Source organism: Pseudomonas sp. NMI542_15 (assembly GCF_021283425.1).
Taxonomy (GTDB): domain Bacteria; phylum Pseudomonadota; class Gammaproteobacteria; order Pseudomonadales; family Pseudomonadaceae; genus Aquipseudomonas; species Aquipseudomonas fortuita.
In genome coordinates this window covers 481820-500920 of the sequence record NZ_JAJSRO010000002.1, presented here as the reverse complement: position 1 = coordinate 500920, position 19101 = coordinate 481820, and the positions used below count along the sequence as shown (strand labels likewise).

Below are 19101 nucleotides of genomic sequence, written 5' to 3'. Positions count from 1 at the left end.
GGAGACGTCCCATGCTGCACCGCAAACGCCTGCGCCACCTGGCCTTGGGCCTGCTGCTCGGCTGCCTGCTGCCGTCGCTCGCCAGCGCCGATCAGACCCTGCGCATCGGTTACCAGAAATCCTCAACCCTGCTGACCTTGCTCAAGGCCCGTGGCACCCTGGAGCAGCGCCTGCAGGCCGAAGGTATCCGCGTCAGCTGGCACGAGTTCCCCAGTGGCCTGCCGCTGCTGGAGGCGCTGAACCTGGGCAATATAGACCTGTCGGCGGATGTGGCCGACACCGTGCCTGTATTCACCCAGGCAGCTGGCGCCAAGCTCACCTATTTTGCTCGTGAGGCGCCATCCCCCTCGGCCCAGGCCATCCTGGTGCCAGCCGACTCGCCGCTCAAGACCCTGGCCGACCTCAAGGGCAAGCGTGTGGCGGTGACCAAGGCGGCGGGCAGCCATTACCTGTTGATCCAGGCCCTGGCCAAGGCCGGTCTTGGTTTCAAGGACATTACCCCGGCGTACCTGATTCCCGCCGACGGCCGGGCGGCGTTCGAGAACGGCAAGGTCGATGCCTGGGTCACCTGGGACCCGTATGTGGCCAGCGCCCAGCGCCAGCAGAACGCGCGCATCCTGGCCGATGGCAGCGAGCTGGCGAGTTACCAGCGCTACTACCTGGCCGGTAGCGATTACGCCAAGGCGCATCCTGAAGTGCTGCAGCAGGTGTACCAGGCGCTGCGCGAGATCGGGGCCTGGACCAAGGCCAACCCTGCAGCGGCTGCCCGGGTACTGGGGCCGCTGTGGGGCAACCTGGACAGCGCGACGGTGCAGCAGGCCAATGGCCGACGCAGCTATGACGTGCAGCCGGTGCAACTGGGCAACCTGGGTGAGCAACAGCGTATTGCCGATGCCTTCTACCGCGAAGGGCTGCTGCCCAAACCGGTGGATGCGCGTGCGGTGACGGTGTTCGAGCCGCACGCTGCTGACTGAGGATACGCGCGAAGAGGCCGGTGCCGACAGTCTGTAAACTGAGGGCTACTTGAAGAACTGACTGGGCGTAGTACCGAAGTGGCGCTTGAACATGCTGGCAAAGGCACTGGGGCTGTCATACCCCAGTGCCCCCGCCACGTCGATGATCCGCTCGCCCAGGGCAATCCGCTCCAGTGCCTGCATCAGCCGCGCCTGTTGGCGCCACTGGCCGAAGGTCATGCCGGTTTCGCTGCGGAACAACCGCTGGATGGTCTTCTCGTCCACCCCCAGTTGCTGGCCCCAGTCGGCCACGGTGGCGTTATCGTCGGGCCGCTCTTGCAATCCCGTGCAAATCACCCGCAGGCGCTTGTCGCTGGGTTGCGAGAGCTTAAGCGGCAAGGTCGGCAGTACGCTGATCTCGTCGAGGATCAGGCGCATTACCCGGGCTTCGCGCGAGTCCTCGGCAAAGGGTGCGGTAAAGCCCACCGAAGCCTTGATCAATTCGCTGAGCAGCGGCGAGATGCTGATGGCCTTGCTCTGCAGGGGCAGGCCCGCTGCCGCATCGGTGCGCACGAACACACTGCGCATCTTCACATCGCCCACGCAGCGGATGGCATGCACCTGGCCGCAAGGCATCCACACCCCGCGGCTGGGTGGCACTGTCCAGCATTCGTTGCCGGACTCGACGATCATCAGCCCTTTGATGGCATAGATCAGTTGATGCTTGGCATGGGTATGGGGCTCGATGAACCAGTCGCTGGGGTAGTCCGTTGCACGGCTACCCACTTCCCAGGTCCACTGATCGACCTCCACCAGCAATTCGCGCTGCGGTTTTACCATCGTGACCTCGTATAGATGCAGCCTGGCAGCGCCACTTTAGCAGCAGCGGCTGGGCGGGGCCTTCGAACGGGTTGCTGGCAACAGCGCGGTTACCAGGCCCAGCAGCGGCAGGAACGCGATCGCCTGGTATACCCACTCGATGCCATGGCGGTCGGCCAGCTCACCCAGGCCGGCGGCACCAATGCCGCTGATGCCGAACATCAGCCCGAACATTACCCCCGAAACCATGCCGACCCGGCCCGGCACCGCTTCCTGGGCATACACCACCAGCGCCGCGAAAGCCGAGGACATTACCAGGCCGATGGCCACCGCCAGTATCGCTGTCCAGGCCAGGTTGGCGTGGGGCAGGGCGAGGGCAAAGGGTGCCACGCCAAGAAACGAAACCCAGATCACCGCCTTGCGCCCGATGCGGTCTCCCACCGGGCCACCGGCAAAAGTGCCCAATGCCACGGCTGCGAGGAACACGAACAGATACAGCTGGCTGTGTTGCACGCTCAGGCCGAAGTGCTCGATCAGGTAGAAGGTGAAGTAGTTGGTGAACGAGGCGATGTAAACAAACTTGGCGAACATCAGCACGGCGACCACCACCACGGCGCGCCACATGGCGCCCCGCGACAGCCCGGGGGCCTGCTGGCCGGCGAAACGCTTGAGCCGGGCCTGGCCGTGGCGCATGCTCCAGCCGGTCACCCGCAGCAGCACCAGCACGGCCAGCGCAGCCGCCAGCATGAACCAGGCAATGGCCGGCTGGCCGTGTGGTATGACGATGGCAGCGGTCAGCAGCGGGCCGAGGGCGGAGCCTGTGTTGCCACCCACCTGGAAGGTCGACTGGGCGGTGCCGAAGCGCCCGCCTGAGGCCATGCGGGCCACCCGCGAAGCTTCGGGGTGGAAGGTTGCCGAACCTACGCCGACCACCGCAGCAGCCACCAGCAGCATTTCATAGCTGCCCGCGAAGGCGAGCAGGGCGATGCCCGCCAATGTCACCAGCATACCGGCTGGCAACAGGTACGGTTGCGGGTGCTTGTCGGTGTACATCCCGACCCAGGGTTGCAGCAGAGAGGCTGTTACCTGGTAGACGAGGGCGATCCAGCCGATCTGGGCAAAGCTCAACGCGAAGTCGCTTTTCAGCATCGGGTAGATCGACGGCAGTACGGCCTGGATCAGGTCGTTCAGCAGGTGGGCGAAAGCGGCAGCACCGACGATACGGACTACAAAGCCCTGAGGTTGGTCGGCAGGCGGGGCGGCGGCCAAGGCGGCGGAAGTTGTCATGGGCAAGGTTCTTCTGTGGCAAGGGAACAAGGCATTGCCGCCGCAGGTTAGCCAGTACCCAGGTTGCCTGTCTCCCGCCGAACAGGCAGCCACTGTCGCGTTTCGGGCATCCGTGCCCGCACCGCTGTTCCAACCCCCGCTGGTAGCTCAGAGACCCAGCTCGCTCAACCCGGGGTGGTCATCCGGGCGCCGCCCCAGCGGCCAGTGGAACTTGCGCTCGGCTTCGCTGATGGGGTGTTCGTTAATGCTCGAGTGGCGGTTCTGCATCAGCCCATCGTCGGCGAACTCCCAGTTCTCGTTGCCGTAGGCGCGGAACCATTGTCCGCTGTCGTCGTGGTACTCATAGGCATAGCGCACGGCAATACGGTTGCCGGTGAAGGCCCACAGCTCCTTGATCAGGCGGTACTCCAGTTCGTGGTCCCATTTGCGGGTGAGGAACGCCTCGACCTCGGCACGCCCACGGGGGAACTCGACGCGGTTGCGCCAGACCGTGTCAGGGGTATACGCGAGGGCGACTTTGGCCGGGTCGCGGCCGTTCCAGCCATCTTCGGCCAGGCGCACCTTTTCGATGGCACTTTCGTGGGTGAAGGGCGGTAGTGGTGGTCGGGACATCGGCGTACTCCTCAGGTCGTTTGGTTTTTAGCAGGTTAGCTGCCGGTGCCTGGACAGAGAATGGATGTGCGCGACACTTCATAATTGCGGTGCGTGGAACAATACAGGCTTGTGAACGAAGCCATGGCCTTGCCGCGCGCAGTCGGGCCTGGCTGTGCGGCAGTGGGCCGCAAGGCGGCCCTTAATGCCTGTATCAAGGCTGAAAAGTTGGGGTGTCAGTCCCAGACCGGCGCCAGGCCGTCAGGGCTGACTTCTCGGCCATTGCGTTCGAGTGTGGCGATGCGTGCCATGTCGTCGGCGCCCAGCTTCAGGTCACGGGCAAGCAGGTTGCTGGCCAGGTTTTCGCGTTTGGTCGAAGACGGGATGACCGCGTAGCCCAGCTGCAGGGCCCAGGCCAGCGCAACCTGGGCGACGGTGGCCTTGTGCTTGGCTGCTATTTCGGCCAGTAGCGGGTCTTTCAGAACCTTGCCGTAGGCCAGGGTCATGTACGAAGTCACGGTAATGCCCTGTTCATTCAGAAATGCTGCCAGCTTGCTGTTCTGCAAGTACGGGCTCAGCTCGATCTGGTTGGTGGCAATTTCGCCTTTGCCGACTACATCAATGGCCTGGCGGGTCAGCTCGATATTGAAGTTGGACACACCGATCTGGCGTGTCAGCCCCAGCTTCTTCGCTTCGGCCAGCGCAGTCATGTATTCGCGCAGTTCCACGCCGTTGCCCGGCGCCGGCCAGTGGATCAGCAGCAGGTCGACGTAGTCGGTGCGCAGCTTCTCCAGGCTCTCGCGCAGGCTGGCAATCAGCTTGTCGGCGGCATAGTTGTCGACCCAGATCTTGGTGGTGATGAACAGCTCGTTGCGCGGCACGCCACTTTCGGCGATGGCCTGGCCGACTTCGGCTTCGTTCTTGTAGATCTGTGCGGTGTCGATGGCGCGGTAGCCCAGCGCCAGGGCCGACTTGACCGAGTCGATGACAGTTTGGCCAGTGAGGCGGAAGGTGCCGAGCCCGAAGGAAGGAACGCTCATTGAGTTACTCCTGAATAGTGGGGGAAATCATGTGACGGCCAGTGTGCAGGTTCGCAAGGCAGCGAATAAGCCGCTGCTGCGTCAAAGTCATTTGAACTGTAGGCAAGAATGATTCCGCGCACATCTGTTCAGAGCGTGAGGTAGCGCAACGGCAGGTTTAACTTGATTCGAGTCGTAAGGCCCTTCAACGCCAGGGGCCAGGAACGAAAAAGCCCGCCGGGTGGCGGGCTGTTCGCTGGAGCGGGACGATCAGCGGCGGCGGAACAGCGGCAGCGGCTCGTCGGTGGCGGCCTGGTAGGTCACCGAGAAGTCCTTGAGGCTTTGCAGCGCGTCTTCCGGGTCCTTGTCGGCCCGGATGGCGAACGCATCGAAACCGCAGCGGGCCATGAAGAACAGCTGGTCGCGCAGTACGTCGCCGATGGCACGCAGCTCGCCCTTGAACTTGTAGCGGTCACGCAACAGGCGCGCATTGGAATAGCTGCGCCCGTCGGTGAAGGCCGGGAAGTTGAGCGCGATCACCTGGAAGTACTGCACGTCTTCGCCGATTTCTTCCGCTTCTTCGTCGCTGTCCAGCCACACGCCCAGGCCGCCGTCGCGGGCCTTGAGCACATGGGCGTGGTCACGCCACAGCTGCAGCGGCACGATGTAGTCGTCGCAGTTGGTCAGCTCGTCGAACGAGGTTTCCTTGGGCAGCAAGTGCCAGGTTTCGTCGACGATCTGGTTGTTCTTAATGATTCGCTGCATAGACGCGTTCCTTGAAGGGGTCGATGCCGATACGCTGGTAGGTGTCGATGAAACGCTCTTCCTCGGTACGTTGCTCGACGTACACGGCGATCAGCTTCTCGATCACATCGGCCATGGCATCCTGGGCGAAGGACGGGCCGAGGATCTTGCCCAGGCTTGCGCCGCGCGCAGCATTGCCGCCCAGCGACACCTGGTAGAACTCCTCACCCTTCTTGTCCACGCCGAGGATGCCGATGTGGCCCACGTGGTGGTGGCCGCAGGCGTTCATGCAGCCAGAGATGTTGAGGTCGATTTCGCCGATGTCGAACAGGTAGTCCAGGTCGTCGAAACGGCGCTGGATGGACTCGGCGATCGGGATCGACTTGGCGTTGGCCAGCGAGCAGTAGTCACCGCCCGGGCAGCAGATGATGTCGGTCAGCAGGCCGATGTTCGGGGTGGCGAAGCCGCTTTCGCGCAGCTCCAGCCATAGCGCATGCAACTGACGCTGCTCGACATCGGCGAGGATGATGTTCTGCTCGTGCGAGGTGCGCAGGAAACCGAAGCTGTAGCGCTCGGCCAGGTCGGCGACGGCGTCCAGCTGCTTGTCGGTCAGGTCGCCCGGGGCAACGCCGGTAGGCTTGAGCGACAAGGTCACGGCCACGTAGCCAGGGCGCTTGTGGGCGCGGGTATTGCGCGAGCGCCAGCGGGCGAAGCCTGGGTTTTCTGCGTCCTGGGCGGCGTAGTCGACATTGTCGAGGGCCAGGTACTCCGGGTCGACGAAGTGGCGCGATACGCGTTGTACTTCGTCTTCGGTCAGGGTGGTACTGCCGCCGCGCAGGTGGACCATTTCGGCCTCGACCTTCTCGGCAAACACTTCAGGTGTGAGCGCCTTGACCAGGATCTTGATCCGCGCCTTGTACTTGTTGTCACGGCGACCGTAACGGTTGTACACGCGCAGGATGGCGTCCAGGTAGCTGATCAGGTCTTGCCACGGCAGGAATTCGTTGATGAACGAGCCGACCACCGGGGTACGGCCCAGGCCGCCGCCAACCAGCACGCGGAAGCCCAGTTCGCCAGCAGCGTTGCGCACCGGCTCCAGGCCGATGTCGTGCACTTCGATGGCGGCGCGGTCTTCCTGCGAGCCGTTGATGGCGATCTTGAACTTGCGCGGCAGGTAGGCGAATTCCGGGTGGAAGGTGGTCCACTGGCGGACGATCTCGCACCATGGGCGCGGGTCGATGATTTCGTCTGCGGCCACACCGGCGAACTGGTCGGTGGTGGTGTTGCGCAGGCAGTTGCCGCTGGTCTGGATCGCATGCATCTGCACGGTAGCCAGCTCGGCGAGAATGTCCGGAATGTCTTCCAGTGCCGGCCAGTTGTACTGCACGTTCTGGCGCGTGGAGATGTGCGCGTAGCCTTTGTCGTAGTCGCGAGCGATCTTCGCCAGGGTGCGGACCTGGCGGGCGCTCAGCTGGCCGTACGGCACGGCGACACGCAACATTGGTGCGAAACGTTGGATGTATAGGCCGTTCTGCAGGCGCAGAGGGCGGAATTCTTCTTCGCTCAGCTCACCGGCCAGGTAGCGGCGGGTCTGATCACGGAACTGCTTGACGCGGTCCTCGATGATCCGCTGATCGTACTCGTCGTATACGTACATAAAAGTCCTGTCTCAGGCATGCAGCTATTCGCGCGCACGGCCGCGCACTCCGGTACGGAGCCGTGGAACGATATCAGGTTGCGGTTATGCGCTAAAGTGATGTTTTTGCATATGAAAAGAACCAAATGGACTATGTGAGACTGACTGCCATTTGTACGCCGGGCGCAGCCAGGCGGTTATAATCCGGCGTTTGCTTCGCAGAGATGTGACCCCATGCTCAAGGCCCTGTGCCAAAGCTTGTGTCTTGCCCTGCCACTGGCGGCAAATGCGCAGCCGGCCTCGGTGGTGTTCCTCAATCCGGGGCTGTCCACCGAGACATTCTGGACCAGCTACACCCGCTTCATGCAGGCCGCTGCGGACGAACTGGGCATGTCCCTGCGCGTTGAGTACAGCGAGCGCCGAGCCGACCGGGTGCTGACCCAGGCCCGCGCGATCTTGAGTGGGGCGCAGCGGCCAGACTACCTGGTGCTGGTCAATGAGCAGTACGTGGCACCGGAAATCCTGCGCCTGTCGCGTGGTACCGGGGTCAAGCTGTTGCTGGTCAACAACGGCCTGACCGCCAGCCAGGCCCGCAGCATACAGGCCCAGCCGGACAAGTACGCCGAGCCCCTGGGTACCCTGATGAGCAACGATGAGCAGGCGGGCTTCCAGATGTTGCGCCTGATGGTCGCGCAACTGCCTCGCGACGCAGGGCCGGTGGACCTGGTGGCCTTTGCCGGGCTCAAGACCACACCGGCCTCGCAGTTGCGCGAGGAGGGCATGCGCCGCGCCCTGGCCGACTTCCCTCAGGTGCGCCTGCGTCAGGTGGTATACGGCGGCTGGAGCCGCCAGCGTGCCTATGAACAGGCGCAGCAATTGCTGGAGCGTTACCCGGCCACCCGCCTGGTGTGGTCGGCCAACGACGAGATGGGCTTTGGCGCCATGCAGGCGTTCGAGGAAGCAGGGCACACACCGGGGCGTGATGTGCTGTTCGGCGTCGTCAACAGTTCGCCTGAGGCCTTGCGTGCGCGCATCGATGGGCGCTTGAGCGTGCTGATGGGTGGGCATTTCACCCTGGGTGGCTGGGCCATGGTGATGCTGCACGATGATGCCCACGGGGTGGCGCTGAACCGCGACGGCCAGCGTGTGCACAGTGCCCCAGTGTTGCAGGCGATCGATCAGGCCAAGGCCAGGCGGTGGCTGAAACTGCTGGAGCGGGACGACTACGGCGTCGATTTTCTGAATTACAGCGCCGAAGGGCAGCCGGCCAGTTACCAGTACCCGTTCCTGACGTCACCGGTCGAGTATTGAAAGACCCTGCTTGAGGGAAGGGCATTGCTCGTCTTAACTGCTGGTTGTGAAGTGCATTCCCATAACCACTACAAGAGGCAATGCAATGGGAAACTCAACCAAGGTCCGCAAAGCTGACAGCAGTGTCGACGCCTGGGCGATCCTCTGCCTGATCGTCCTGGTGGTGGTCACTGCCGTGTATTGGGTCAGCCACCAGTAGACTTCTCTTTCAGACCGTGATGTAGCAACAGCGCCTGCGGGGGTATGTCCTGCGGGCGTTTTTGTGTGGCCTGTCCCGGCCTCATCGCCGGCAAGCCAGCTCCCACAGGTACAGCGCAGGCCCTGAGGCTGCAGAAAACCTGTGGGAGCTGGCTTGCCGGCGATGAGGCCGGGGCAGGCTAGCGGGTAAGGTGCAGGGCCAGTTGCACCAGGCCGATCAGCACCATGATGAAAATCAGGGTGAAGAGCGTCCCCAGTGCAATGAAATGGCTGGCTTTGCCGTGGGTGAAGTCGCGGGTGCGGTTCTTGCCGCTTTGCACGCCGAAGGCGGCGGCGAGGATGCTGTGCAGCATCTGCCAGAAGGTTGGGGGTTTGCCCTGGCTGGAATCATCCATGGTAGCTCCTGAAGATCAGAGGCAATCAGGAACAGTGTAGGCAATGGCGCTAAGGTTGCTTGTGCCGGCCTCTTCGCGGGGCAAGCCCGCTCCCACAGGTTCGGCACAAACCGCCAGGGCAGTGATTTACCTGTGGGGGGCTTGCCCGCGAGGAAGCCGGCACAGTCTTAGCTGTCGTACCCGAGGTTCGGTGCCAGCCAGCGCTCGCTTACGCTCACATCCTGCCCTTTGCGCGCGCTGTAGCGCTCGATCTGGTCCTTGTCGACCTTGCCAACGGCAAAGTACTGCGCCTGCGGGTGGGCAAAGTACCAGCCACTCACCGCCGCCGCCGGGAACATGGCAAAGTGCTCGGTAAGGAACACACCGCTCGGCCCGGTTTCGCCGATGGCCGTGCCGTCGAGCAGGCGGAACAGGGTTTCTTTTTCGGTGTGGTCGGGGCAGGCCGGGTAGCCCGGGGCCGGGCGGATGCCGCGGTACTGCTCCTTGATCAGCGCTTCGTTGTCCAGGTGTTCGTCGCGGGCATAGCCCCAGTGCTCTTTACGCACCTGCTCGTGCAGCCACTCGGCGCAGGCTTCGGCCAGGCGGTCGGCCAGGGCCTTGACCATGATCGAGCTGTAGTCGTCGCCTTTGTCCTGGTAAGCCTTGGCCACTTCCTCTGCACCAATGCCGGCAGTGGTGATGAACCCCCCCACATAGTCGGTGACGCCGCTGGTTTTTGGCGCGACAAAGTCAGCCAGCGACCAGTTGGGTTTGCCGTCGGGCTTGATGGTCTGCTGGCGCAGGTGGTGCAGCGTGGCCAGCGCCTGGCCGTCCTCGCCGTACACCTCGATGTCGTCATCGGCCACCTGGTTGGCCGGCCAGAAGCCGAACACCGCGCGGGCGCTGATCAGCTGCTCGTCGATCAGCTTGTCGAGCATCTCGCGGGCATCCTTGTACAGCGCGGTGGCAGCCTCACCGACCACCTCGTCGGTGAGAATGCGCGGGAACTTGCCAGCCAGGTCCCAGGAAATGAAGAACGGGGTCCAGTCGATGTATTCGGCCAGGGTGCGCAGGTCGATGTCTTCCAGTACCTTGACGCCGGTGAAGGAGGGCACTGCTGGCTGGTAACCGGCCCAGTCGTACTTCGGCTTGGCGGCGATGGCCTGGGCGTAGCTCAGGCGCTCGGTACGGGCGCTGCGGTTGGCGGTGCGCTCGCGCACATCCACGTATTCCAGGCGGGTTTTCTCGACGAAGCCCGGCTTGAGCTCTTTGGACAGCAACTGGGTGGCCACGCCGACCGCCCGCGAGGCATCGGTGACGTAGATGACGGCGTCGTTGCTGTACTTGGGTTCGATCTTGACTGCGGTGTGCGCCTTGGACGTGGTGGCGCCGCCGATCATCAGGGGCAGTTCGAAGCCCTGGCGCTGCATTTCGCGGGCAACGTGGACCATCTCGTCAAGCGACGGGGTAATAAGGCCGGACAGACCGATGATGTCGCATTTTTCGTCGCGGGCGGTTTGCAGGATTTTCTCGGCCGGCACCATCACGCCGAGGTCGACGATGTCATAGCCGTTGCAGCCCAACACCACGCCGACGATGTTCTTGCCAATGTCGTGCACGTCACCTTTTACCGTGGCCATCAGGATCTTGCCCTTGGCTTCTGGCTTGTCACCTTTTTCGGCTTCGATGAACGGGATAAGGTGCGCCACCGCCTGCTTCATCACGCGGGCCGATTTGACCACCTGGGGCAGGAACATCTTGCCTGCACCGAACAGGTCGCCAACCACGTTCATGCCACTCATCAGCGGGCCTTCGATGACCTCGATGGGGCGTGCGCATTGCTGGCGGCACTCCTCGGTGTCCTCGACGATGTGCGCGGTGATGCCTTTGACCAGTGCGTGCTCCAGGCGCTTGCCGACCGGCAGCGAACGCCAGGCTTCGTTTTCGACTTCCTTGGTGGCGCCGCCGCCTTTGTAGTCGTCGGCAATGGCCAGCAGGGCATCGGTACCTTCCGGCGTGCGGTTGAGCACCACGTCCTCGACCTTTTCACGCAGCTCGGCCGGGATCTCGTCGTAGATCTCCAGCTGGCCGGCGTTGACGATACCCATGGTCAGGCCGTTGCGGATGGCGTGGAACAGGAACACCGAGTGGATCGCCTCGCGCACCGGGTTGTTGCCACGGAACGAGAACGACACGTTGGACACACCGCCCGAGCTCAGCGCATGGGGCAGGTGGTCACGGATATAGGCACAGGCCTCGATGAAGTCGACGGCGTAGTTGTTGTGCTCTTCGATACCCGTGGCAACGGCGAAGATGTTCGGGTCGAAGATGATGTCTTCGGGCGGGAAGCCCACTTCGTTGACCAGAATGTCGTAGCTGCGCTTGCAGATTTCCTTCTTGCGCGCGGCGGTGTCGGCCTGGCCGACTTCGTCGAAGGCCATGACCACCACGGCGGCACCGTAGCGCTTGCACAGGCGGGCATGGTGCTTGAACTGCTCGACGCCTTCTTTCATGGAAATGGAGTTGACGATGCCTTTGCCCTGAATGCACTTCAGGCCGGCTTCGATCACTTCCCACTTGGAGGAGTCGATCATGATCGGCACGCGGGAAATGTCCGGCTCGCCAGCGATCATGTTGAGGAAACGGACCATGGCCGCCTGGGAATCGAGCATCCCTTCGTCCATGTTGATGTCGATCACCTGGGCGCCGGCCTCGACCTGCTGCAGGGCGACTTCCAGGGCTTCGGTGTAGTTTTCTTCACGGATCAGCCGGGCGAATTTGGCCGAACCGGTGATGTTGGTGCGCTCGCCGACGTTGACGAACAGCGACTGGCGATCAATGGTGAACGGTTCCAGGCCGGACAGGCGACAGGCCTTGGCAATCTCCGGGATCTCGCGTGGCTTGTATTTGGCCACGGCCTCGGCAATGGCCTGGATGTGGCCCGGGGTGGTACCGCAGCAACCCCCGATGATGTTGAGGAAGCCGCTGGCTGCGAACTCTTCGACCACCGCAGCCATTTCGGCCGGGGTTTCGTCGTACTCGCCGAAGGCGTTCGGCAGGCCGGCGTTGGGGTGGGCGGAAACGTGGGTGTCGGCTTTGGTCGACAACTCTTCCAGGTAAGGGCGCAGGTCTTTGGCGCCGAGGGCGCAGTTCAGGCCCACGGAAATCGGCTTGGCGTGGCGCACCGAGTTCCAGAACGCTTCGGTGGTCTGGCCCGACAGGGTGCGGCCAGAGGCGTCGGTGATGGTGCCGGAGATCATGATCGGCAGTTCGATAGCGTCGTCTTCAAACACCTGCTGCACGGCAAAAATGGCCGCCTTGGCGTTGAGGGTGTCGAAAATGGTTTCGATCAGGATCAGGTCCGCGCCGCCCTCGATCAGGCCACGGGTGGCCTCGATGTAGTTCTCTACCAGCTCATCGAACGTGACGTTGCGGTAGCCGGGGTCGTTGACGTCCGGGGAAATCGAGCAGGTGCGGCTGGTAGGGCCCAGTACACCTGCGACGAAGCGCGGCTTGTCGGGCGTTTCCAGGGTCTTGGCATCGGCTACCTGGCGGGCAATGCGCGCGCCTTGCACGTTCAGCTCATAGACCAGCGACTCCATGCCGTAGTCGGCCTGGGAAATCTGCGTGGCATTGAAGGTGTTGGTTTCTAGAATATCCGCACCGGCATCGAGGTAGGCTTTCTCGATGGCGGCGATCACGTCCGGGCGGCTGAGCAGCAACAGGTCGTTGTTACCCTTTACATCGCTTGGCCAATCGGCGAAGCGCGTGCCACGATAGTCGTGTTCCTCGAGACGGTAGCTTTGGATCATAGTACCCATGCCGCCGTCGAGGATCAGGATGCGCTCTTTGAGGGCGTTCTGGAGTGCTTGGAGACGAGCGCTGCGGTCGGACATAGGAACTACCTGGTCGGGCAAATATCAGAAGGTGCAGAATCATATCAAAGTTGCGCGGTTTTTAGGCGCACCGCCCATTTGCATGAAAACTGCTCATGTTGCTGGCGCGATTAACAGCACCCAAAGACGACCAGGCAACAACAGTGACAGCTTTCAGGACCCAGGACTTTTCGCACATGGTGCATCGTATTCTTGCCGGCGCCTTCGCTCTGCTCATCAGCAGCGTGGTGTTCGGGCAAGCCCCCCAGTCGAGCCCGGCCATTTCCTATACCCGGGACATTCAGCCGATCTTCACCGAGAAATGCGTGGCCTGCCACGCCTGCAACGACGCCGCCTGCCAGCTGAAGCTGGAAAGCCCGGAAGGCGCGGTACGCGGTGCCAGCAAGGTCCCGGTTTACGAGGGCGACCGCAGCAAGGCGGTGCCTACCACGCGGCTGTTCTACGACGCCCATAGCGAGGAGCAATGGCGCAAGAAAGGCTTTTACTCGGTGCTCGACAACCAGGGCAGCCAGGCCGCGCTGATGGCGCGCATGCTGGAGCTGGGGCACAAGACCCCACTCACGCCCAATGCCAAACTGCCCGAGGACATTGTGCTGGGCCTGAGCCGCAACAACATGTGCCCGTTGCCCCATGAGTTCGACGCCTATGCCGGTGCCCATCCCAAGGAGGGCATGCCCTTGGCCGTTACCGGGCTGACCGACAAGGAATACGACACCATGCGCCGCTGGCTGGCGGCCGGGGCGCCTGTTGAGTATCAACCGATCAAGCCAAGCGAAACCGAAGCCAGGCAGATCGCCGAGTGGGAAGAACTGCTCAACCGCCCGGGTTCCACCGAGGCCCTGGTCGGCCGCTGGCTTTACGAGCACCTGTTCCTGGCGCACATCTACTTTGTGGGCGGCGAGCAGGGCCACTTCTTCCAGTGGGTACGCTCACGTACCCCCAGCGGCCAGCCGGCCGACATCATTGCCACGCGTCGCCCCAACGACCCACCCGGCACCGACTTCTATTACCGCCTGATCCCGGTGCAGGGCGTGATCGTGCACAAGACGCACATCACCTACCCGATGGGGCCGCAGAAGCTCAAGCGGGTGAAGCAGCTGTTCTACGCCGGTGACTGGCATGCTACCGCGCTGCCAGGCTACGGCCCGCGTCACCGCGCCAACCCGTTTGAAACGTTCGAGGCAATCCCGGCAGTGGCGCGCTACCAGTTCATGCTGGATAACGCCGAGTACTTCGTGCGTACGTTCATCCGTGGCCCGGTGTGCCGCGGGCAGATTGCTACCGACGTGATCCGCGACAACTTCTGGGCACTGTTCCAGGAGCCCGCCTTCGACCGCTACATCACGGATGCCAAGTACCGTGGCGAGGCCACCCCGCTGCTGGCCATGCCTGGGCAGATCGATGATGTGGGCAGCGTGCTGAGCCTGTGGCACGCCTACCGCGACAAGCGCAACGAGTACGAAAAGCTGCGTCGCGACGCCTATGCCGACATGCCGGCGCCAGGGTGGTCGACGCTGTGGGCCGGTAACGACAACGCGCTGCTGAGCATCTTCCGCCACTTCGACAGTGCCTCGGTGACCAAGGGCCTGATCGGTGATGTGCCGCTGACCATGTGGTTGTTCGACTACCCGCTGTTCGAGCGCACCTACTACCAGCTGGCGGTCAACTTCGATGTGTACGGCAATGTTTCGCACCAGTTGCAGACGCGCCTTTATTTTGACTTGATCCGCAATGGCGCCGAAGTCAACTTCTTGCGCCTGATGCCGGCCGAAAAGCGCAAGGACATCCTCGGCGACTGGTACCAGAACAGCGGCAAGGTGAAGATGTGGATGGATTATGAAGACATCGATACCGACACGCCCAGTGGCATCTCGCTGGACGCGCGTAACCCCAAGCGCGATTTTGGCCTGAAACTGCTGCAGCGCACCGGCAGCCTGAATGCTGCGCCCGACCCGATAAACCGCTGCCAGGGCGCCTTCTGCTCACGGCCGCAGGTGAGCGAAGAGTTCCGCAATGCCGAGCAGTCGCTCAGCCGCCTTGTGTCGCGCCCGGCTGCGGGGCTGAAGGTGATCAACCAGTTGCCCGAAGCGACCATGCTGCGCATCGAAGGGCAGGGCGGCCAGCGCCAGGTGTACAGCCTGCTGCGCAACCGCGCGCACAGCAACGTGGCGTTCCTGCTGGGTGAGGCGTACCGCTACCAGCCCGGGTTGGATACCCTGACCCTGTACCCGGGCGTGCTCAGCAGCTATCCCAACTTCATCTTCAACGTGCCGACCAAGGATGTGGCGGAGTTTGTCGAGGACCTGGAATATGCGAAAGACGATGCAGCCAGGTTCGAGCGCATCGTCATGCGCTGGGGAGTGCGCCGCAGTCACCCTGAGTTCTGGCGCTACTTCCATGACCTGAACAGCTTCATCAAGGAGACCACGCCGGTCGAGGCGGGTGTGCTGGACATGAACCGCTATGAGAACCTCTGATCGGGTAGGCTGACCTTTCCGAGTACCCTGCGGTCGGAAATGGTGGGTGGTCCGGGGGCTGCTATGCAGCCCAATCGCCGGCAAGCCAGCTCCCACAGGCCTGCGTAGTGCTCAGGCGTGCGCGGTTTTTGTGGGAGCTGGCGTGCCGGCGATGGAGCGCAAAGCGCTCCCGAAGGCCTCAATACACCGGCAAGCGCAGGGTATTTCATGCTGTATTCGCTTCAGGCACTGCGGGCGTTCGCCGCCTGGGTGGTGGTCTGCCACCATTTCATGCAGATCTTCTTCGACTTCCACGCCACCGGCCCCATCGGCCAACTGCTCACCGACCGTGGCGCCGTGGGGGTCGACATCTTCTTCGTCATCAGCGGGCTGGTCATCTACCTGTCGACCCGCGACAAAACCATCGAACCGCGCCAGTTCCTGCTCAATCGGGTGCTGCGTATTGTTCCTGCCTACTGGTTCTACACCGCATTGATGGCCGCGTTGCTGCTGGCCTTCAGCCAATGGATGCCGCATCAGGAATTCGCCTGGCATCACCTGCTCTTGTCAATGTTGTTCATCCCGGCGGAGAACCCCGGAGGCTATGGCCTGTACCCGACCCTGAACGTGGGCTGGACGCTGAACTTCGAGATGTTTTTCTACCTGCTTTTCGGCCTGGCCTTCCTGGTACGCCAACGGCATCACTTGCTGTTGGTTACCGTTGCTCTGCTACTGGTCAGCGAGGTACTGGGGCGCATGGGTGTGGTCAGCCGCTTCTACAACAACGACATCATCTACGAGTTCCTGCTCGGCATCGGTGTGGGCGTGCTGTACCGTCGCGGGATGATCCGCCAGGGCAGGTGGTTGCCGCTGGCTTTGCTGGGCGTGGCCAGCCTGGCGATCTACCACCTGGACGCTTCCCAGCGCTTGCTGCATTGGGGGGTGCCAAGTGCGATGATCGTGCTGGCCTTTGTGGCCCTGGAGCCACTGTTCCAAGGCAATCGGCTGCTCAAGGCCCTTGGCGATTGTTCGTACTCGGTGTACCTGATTCATGTCCTGGTGCTGTATGCCGGCTGGTTCGCCAGCCAGCGCCTGCATCTGAACCCGTATCTGGTATTTGCCCTGTGCGTGCCGTCCATTGGACTAATGTCGTGGTTCAGCTACCGGTGGCTGGAGCGCGGCCTGTACCGGCGCATGCAGGCCTGGCTGGCGGCGCCACGGGGGCCATCCCGTGAATATGCGCTTTCCCGAGTCAATTACTAGGACTTTGTTCAAGGGCCGGGTTGGCGTACACTTGGCCGCAAGTCTGTGAGGAACCTACATGAGCGCTATAACCATTACCGACGCCGCCCATGATTACCTGGCCGATCTGCTTTCCAAGCAGAATACGCCTGGCATCGGCATTCGCATTTTTATCACCCAGCCTGGCACCCAGTACGCAGAGACGTGCATTGCCTACTGCAAGCCGGGCGAAGAGAAGCCTGACGACACCGCCGTGGGTCTGAAGAGCTTCACCGCTTACCTGGACGCAGTCAGCGTGCCGTTCCTGGAAGACGCACTGGTCGACTACGCCACCGACCGCATGGGTGGCCAGCTGACCATCAAGGCGCCTAACGCCAAGGTGCCGATGGTCAACGAAGACAGCCCGATCAACGAGCGTATCAACTATTACCTGCAGACCGAGATCAACCCCGGGCTGGCCAGCCACGGTGGTCAGGTCAGTTTGGTGGATGTGGTCGACGATGGCATTGCCGTGCTGCAGTTCGGTGGCGGCTGCCAGGGTTGTGGCCAGGCAGATGTCACCCTGAAGGAAGGCATTGAGCGCACCCTGCTCGAGCGTATTCCGGAGCTCAAGGGCGTGCGTGACGTGACTGACCACACCCAGAAAGAGAACGCCTACTACTGACGTCGACGCGCTCCTGTAGGGTTCGCGTAAATGCGGCTCTCTTAGCAACAAACTGTTACGGTTTCAACCCCTGCGACAACAGGCCGCAGCCCGGTTTCAAAGGGCTGCAGGCCATCCCCGCCTTCGTCGGGTAGAACCCCTTGGGGTGTCATGCCAGAATGCCCCGGTTTTTCAGCCGGCCCGTCCCGAGGGTCGGCACCTTCCCTGTAAAGGATGGTTTCATGAATGATCTATACACCCGGCGCGCCGTTGTCGCCGGGATGGGCGTTCTCGGGCTTGGCCTGCTGGCAGGCTGCAGCCCGGCCCGGGGGCTCGAGTTCAAGTACGGCAAGAACATGAGCAACGAAATCCTCGGGCGCAAGTTCAGCCTCAAAGACCCGCAAGGTAACGTACGCACCCTGTCGAGCTTCTACGGCAGCATGCCGATGATCTTCTTCGGGTTCACCCAATGCCCGGCGGTTTGCCCGACCACCCTGGCGCGCGCGGCACAAATCCGCAAGCTGCTCAGAGGCCGCGACCGCGACCTGTTCCAGGTAGTGTTCATCACCCTGGACCCGGAGCGCGACACCCCCGAGGTGCTCGATGCCTATGTCAAGGCCTTTGACCCCACGTTCACCGCGCTCACCGGCACCCCGGAAGAAATCGCCGCAGTGGCCAAGGAGTTCAAGGTGTTCTACGAGAAGGTCCCGGCCGGTGACACCTATACGATTTCTCACTCGTCCACCAGCTACGTCTACGATACGCGTGGCACCCTGCGCCTGAGCCTGGGCCATTCCCTGAATGCCAAGGAATGCGCTGAAGACCTGGTTACCCTGATGGAGATCTGCTGAATGTCGATGCAACCGATCAAACGCGGCCTGGCTGCCCTGGCGCTGCTGGGCCTGACCCTGCCGGCCCTGGCCCAGACTACCGTGAGCGATGCCTGGGTCCGTGCCAGCGTGCCGCACCAGCAGTCCACCGGTGCCTTCATGACCCTGACCGCCAGCAGCGACAGCAAGCTGGTGAGCGTGGCTTCGCCCGTGGCCAAGACCGTGCAGGTGCACGAAATGACCATGAACGGCGACGTGATGGGCATGCGTGAGGTGAAGGCTGTCGAGTTGCCGGCCGGCAAGGCCGTGACCCTGGACCCCAATGGCCTGCATGTGATGCTGATGGGCCTGAACAATCAGGTGAAGGAAGGCCAGAAAGTGCCGCTGACCCTGACCATCGAGGATGCCAAAGGGGCCAAGGAAACCCTCGACGTGCAGGCCGAAGTGCGTCCGCTCAACGCCGAGGCCGGCGGTGGGCATGACCACATGCACATGAAGCACTGATAACGTTGAACGGGGCAGCCTGTGGGAGCGGGCTTGCCCCGCGAACACCGGCAAAGCCGGTGCCATTCACCGCGTTGTCTCCTTCGCGGGGCAAGCTCGCTCCCACGGCGGCCCCTGGTTCAATCAGCTGCGAAACTTGGGCAGCGGCCTGTCGAGCGTCAGCGAGGTCAGGGTCTTTCGAACCTGGGCCTCATCGGCCTCCAGTGCCTTCAGGCTGGCGCGGATCTTGCCGGCGGCGGGCACATCGCCCTGCCGGTCGATCCAGTCGGCAATCTCCTTGCAGGCGCTGTTCAGGCAGGCCTGGCGCTGGTTCATCAGCGACAGGAGGGTGGTGAGCTCTCTTTCGGACATGGCAGGATCCTCCAATTCAGCCTTGTCAGTGTAGCAGAGGGTTGGCGGGGCTTCTGCTGCCTCTGGAGGACATGCCGAAAACGCGGAAAAATGGACGCTCCGTTGCCCAAGTAACATTGAGTTACTATTTTGGGCGGATAAACGCAATGTTTAAACCGTTGCCACCACTCCGCATGCGGTACCAACCTGCACTGCTTGATCAGGTGTGCTGAATAGTTCTGCGATGCAGTTTTGCAAGGGGTAGGCC

16 protein-coding genes are annotated in these 19101 nt (G+C 62.6%); 7 read left to right on the top strand and 9 right to left on the bottom strand.

Annotated features, from left to right (window positions below):
* Positions 1-11 precede the first annotated feature (11 nt).
* Complete coding sequence (locus LU684_RS05485; protein WP_060518820.1) at positions 12-974, top strand: aliphatic sulfonate ABC transporter substrate-binding protein; 963 nt, start codon at positions 12-14, stop codon at positions 972-974.
* 45 nt (positions 975-1019) lie between these two features.
* Here the strand turns inward: LU684_RS05485 and LU684_RS05480 are convergent, their stop codons facing one another.
* The 6 genes from LU684_RS05480 to LU684_RS05455 form a co-directional block, all read right to left on the bottom strand.
* On the bottom strand, positions 1020-1793 hold the full coding sequence (locus tag LU684_RS05480) for an AraC family transcriptional regulator (RefSeq protein WP_016485943.1): 774 nt from the start codon (positions 1791-1793) through the stop codon (positions 1020-1022).
* Between the two features lie 36 nt (positions 1794-1829).
* Positions 1830-3059: an MFS transporter gene (locus tag LU684_RS05475; protein ID WP_016485944.1), complete on the bottom strand. Its 1230-nt coding sequence runs from the start codon at positions 3057-3059 to the stop codon at positions 1830-1832.
* A 147-nt stretch (positions 3060-3206) separates the two neighbouring features.
* Complete coding sequence (locus LU684_RS05470) at positions 3207-3671, bottom strand: nuclear transport factor 2 family protein (RefSeq protein ID WP_016485945.1); 465 nt, start codon at positions 3669-3671, stop codon at positions 3207-3209.
* Positions 3672-3886: 215 nt separating this feature from the next.
* Positions 3887-4690, bottom strand: a complete 804-nt coding sequence (gene dkgB, locus LU684_RS05465) for a 2,5-didehydrogluconate reductase DkgB (RefSeq protein WP_023047804.1) — start codon at positions 4688-4690, stop codon at positions 3887-3889.
* A gap of 249 nt (positions 4691-4939) precedes the next feature.
* Positions 4940-5434: a DUF934 domain-containing protein gene (locus tag LU684_RS05460; protein ID WP_016485947.1), complete on the bottom strand. Its 495-nt coding sequence runs from the start codon at positions 5432-5434 to the stop codon at positions 4940-4942.
* On the bottom strand, positions 5418-7070 hold the full coding sequence (locus tag LU684_RS05455; RefSeq protein ID WP_016485948.1) for a nitrite/sulfite reductase: 1653 nt from the start codon (positions 7068-7070) through the stop codon (positions 5418-5420). The genes LU684_RS05460 and LU684_RS05455 overlap by 17 nt, the downstream gene beginning before the upstream one ends.
* Before the next feature lie 213 nt (positions 7071-7283).
* Between LU684_RS05455 and LU684_RS05450 the strand changes: the two genes are divergently transcribed.
* Positions 7284-8360, top strand: coding sequence for an ABC transporter substrate-binding protein (locus tag LU684_RS05450; protein ID WP_016485949.1), 1077 nt, complete (start codon positions 7284-7286; stop codon positions 8358-8360).
* 377 nt (positions 8361-8737) lie between these two features.
* Here LU684_RS05450 and LU684_RS05445 read toward each other — a convergent pair whose 3' ends face one another.
* Together LU684_RS05445 and metH are read right to left on the bottom strand one after the other, a co-directional pair.
* Complete coding sequence (locus LU684_RS05445) at positions 8738-8953, bottom strand: DUF2970 domain-containing protein (RefSeq protein ID WP_016485950.1); 216 nt, start codon at positions 8951-8953, stop codon at positions 8738-8740.
* Between the two features lie 167 nt (positions 8954-9120).
* A complete protein-coding gene (metH, locus tag LU684_RS05440; protein WP_016485951.1) occupies positions 9121-12828 on the bottom strand; it encodes a methionine synthase in 3708 nt (1235 codons plus the stop codon).
* Between the two features lie 176 nt (positions 12829-13004).
* Between metH and LU684_RS05435 the strand changes: the two genes are divergently transcribed.
* The 5 genes from LU684_RS05435 to LU684_RS05415 all read left to right on the top strand — a co-directional run bounded on the left by LU684_RS05435 (position 13005) and on the right by LU684_RS05415 (position 18503).
* Entirely contained in the window at positions 13005-15305 is a 2301-nt protein-coding gene (locus LU684_RS05435; protein ID WP_016485952.1) for a fatty acid cis/trans isomerase, read from the top strand.
* A 207-nt stretch (positions 15306-15512) separates the two neighbouring features.
* Positions 15513-16547, top strand: a complete 1035-nt coding sequence (locus tag LU684_RS05430) for an acyltransferase family protein (protein WP_016485953.1) — start codon at positions 15513-15515, stop codon at positions 16545-16547.
* A 58-nt stretch (positions 16548-16605) separates the two neighbouring features.
* Positions 16606-17190 carry a Fe-S biogenesis protein NfuA gene (nfuA, locus tag LU684_RS05425; protein WP_012271640.1) on the top strand — a complete coding sequence of 195 codons (585 nt, stop codon included), beginning with the start codon at positions 16606-16608 and terminating at the stop codon, positions 17188-17190.
* 221 nt (positions 17191-17411) lie between these two features.
* The gene (locus LU684_RS05420; RefSeq protein WP_016485954.1) at positions 17412-18020 is read left to right on the top strand and encodes an SCO family protein; all 609 of its coding nucleotides are present in this window, start codon (positions 17412-17414) and stop codon (positions 18018-18020) included.
* The gene (locus LU684_RS05415; protein ID WP_232894237.1) at positions 18021-18503 is read left to right on the top strand and encodes a copper chaperone PCu(A)C; all 483 of its coding nucleotides are present in this window, start codon (positions 18021-18023) and stop codon (positions 18501-18503) included. It abuts the gene before it with no gap.
* A gap of 123 nt (positions 18504-18626) precedes the next feature.
* On the opposite strand, the gene LU684_RS05410 is transcribed toward LU684_RS05415, so the two are convergent.
* Positions 18627-18854, bottom strand: a complete 228-nt coding sequence (locus tag LU684_RS05410; protein WP_024717704.1) for a hypothetical protein — start codon at positions 18852-18854, stop codon at positions 18627-18629.
* Positions 18855-19101: the final 247 nt, after the last annotated feature.

What these genes read in the sequence shown, in the direction of transcription:
- LU684_RS05415 (WP_232894237.1), top strand. Translation starts at nt 18,021, where the DNA reads ATGTCGATGCAACCGATCAAACGCGGCCTGGCTGCCCTGGCGCTGCTG.
- dkgB (WP_023047804.1), bottom strand. Translation starts at nt 4,690, where the DNA reads ATGAGCGTTCCTTCCTTCGGGCTCGGCACCTTCCGCCTCACTGGCCAA.
- LU684_RS05455 (WP_016485948.1), bottom strand. Translation starts at nt 7,070, where the DNA reads ATGTACGTATACGACGAGTACGATCAGCGGATCATCGAGGACCGCGTC.
- LU684_RS05475 (WP_016485944.1), bottom strand. Translation starts at nt 3,059, where the DNA reads ATGACAACTTCCGCCGCCTTGGCCGCCGCCCCGCCTGCCGACCAACCT.
- LU684_RS05420 (WP_016485954.1), top strand. Translation starts at nt 17,412, where the DNA reads ATGAATGATCTATACACCCGGCGCGCCGTTGTCGCCGGGATGGGCGTT.
- LU684_RS05410 (WP_024717704.1), bottom strand. Translation starts at nt 18,854, where the DNA reads ATGTCCGAAAGAGAGCTCACCACCCTCCTGTCGCTGATGAACCAGCGC.
- nfuA (WP_012271640.1), top strand. Translation starts at nt 16,606, where the DNA reads ATGAGCGCTATAACCATTACCGACGCCGCCCATGATTACCTGGCCGAT.
- LU684_RS05435 (WP_016485952.1), top strand. Translation starts at nt 13,005, where the DNA reads ATGGTGCATCGTATTCTTGCCGGCGCCTTCGCTCTGCTCATCAGCAGC.
- metH (WP_016485951.1), bottom strand. Translation starts at nt 12,828, where the DNA reads ATGTCCGACCGCAGCGCTCGTCTCCAAGCACTCCAGAACGCCCTCAAA.
- LU684_RS05450 (WP_016485949.1), top strand. Translation starts at nt 7,284, where the DNA reads ATGCTCAAGGCCCTGTGCCAAAGCTTGTGTCTTGCCCTGCCACTGGCG.
- LU684_RS05480 (WP_016485943.1), bottom strand. Translation starts at nt 1,793, where the DNA reads ATGGTAAAACCGCAGCGCGAATTGCTGGTGGAGGTCGATCAGTGGACC.
- LU684_RS05460 (WP_016485947.1), bottom strand. Translation starts at nt 5,434, where the DNA reads ATGCAGCGAATCATTAAGAACAACCAGATCGTCGACGAAACCTGGCAC.
- LU684_RS05485 (WP_060518820.1), top strand. Translation starts at nt 12, where the DNA reads ATGCTGCACCGCAAACGCCTGCGCCACCTGGCCTTGGGCCTGCTGCTC.
- LU684_RS05470 (WP_016485945.1), bottom strand. Translation starts at nt 3,671, where the DNA reads ATGTCCCGACCACCACTACCGCCCTTCACCCACGAAAGTGCCATCGAA.
- LU684_RS05430 (WP_016485953.1), top strand. Translation starts at nt 15,513, where the DNA reads ATGCTGTATTCGCTTCAGGCACTGCGGGCGTTCGCCGCCTGGGTGGTG.
- LU684_RS05445 (WP_016485950.1), bottom strand. Translation starts at nt 8,953, where the DNA reads ATGGATGATTCCAGCCAGGGCAAACCCCCAACCTTCTGGCAGATGCTG.